This is a genomic window from Vibrio sp. 378 (genome assembly GCF_033339435.1).
In genome coordinates this window covers 1-994 of record NZ_JAWOUO010000191.1, presented here as the reverse complement: position 1 = coordinate 994, position 994 = coordinate 1, and the positions used below count along the sequence as shown (strand labels likewise).

Annotated in this window: 1 protein-coding gene; it reads left to right on the top strand. The window is 44.0% G+C overall.

The genetic code is table 11. The features are described 5' to 3' along the window. The first annotated feature begins 234 nt into the window (after positions 1–234). Entirely contained in the window at positions 235–951 is a 717-nt protein-coding gene (locus R7Q48_RS25080) for a carbonic anhydrase (RefSeq protein WP_005485792.1), read from the top strand. Positions 952–994 lie beyond the last annotated feature (43 nt).

Genomic DNA, 994 nt, shown 5'->3' with positions numbered 1-994 from the left:
AACTACAATTATCGCGCGCAGATAATGACAAGCCAAAATACCCCTCCAGCGGGCACTTATACCGACTCAATAATCGTTGATGTTCAATTTTGAGCATCATATCAATTGCATGACTAGAGGAGTTGATTCCAAAGTTTGTTTGCAATCATAGTTTCCACTCTGTAACGACCGAATCCTGTGAGATTAGTATGGCTTTGCTTTTACAACACTTCACTTGAAGGGATAAGGAAAATCATGAAAAAGTCACTTACAGCGATTGGATTGTCTTTGGTATTCGTTGGTTCGGCCAACGCAGCAAACTGGGGTTACGAAGGAAGTCACGGACCAGAGCATTGGGGCGAGTTTGCTTCTGAATGTGCGCAAGGTAAAAACCAAAGCCCGATTGATATTCATTCGGCAACGCAAGCTGAATTAGCAAAACTGCAATTGGATTACCAAGGCAAAGTGGTTGCGCTAACAAACAATGGTCACACATTGCAAACCAGCATTGAGGGAGAGAATGTTCTGACCATTGATGGCAAAGCGTTTGCTTTAAAGCAGTTTCATTTCCACACACCATCTGAAAACCATGTCGACGGCAAATCTTACCCATTGGAAGCGCATTACGTTCATGCCGATGAGCAAGGCAATCTCGCAGTAGTGGCGGTATTTTTTGAACAAGGCAAAGCCAATCCTGCTTTGGCGAATTTGCTAGAAAATGTGCCGGAAAGAGATCAAAACGTAGCGATTCGCGCTCCTTTCGATGCAAACGCTTTGATTCCTAGCGACAAAGACTACTACCGATTTAACGGCTCATTGACCACGCCACCATGTTCAGAAGGCGTGCGTTGGCTTGTGATCAAAGATCCACAAAGCATTTCGGCAGAGCAAATTGCGCAATTTGAACACGTTATGGGGGAAAACAATCGTCCAGTTCAACCGCTCAATGCGCGTATGGTTCTTACCAAATAACCGATGTTTTTTGAGATTTTGTAAGCCCGAAATAAAACAAAGC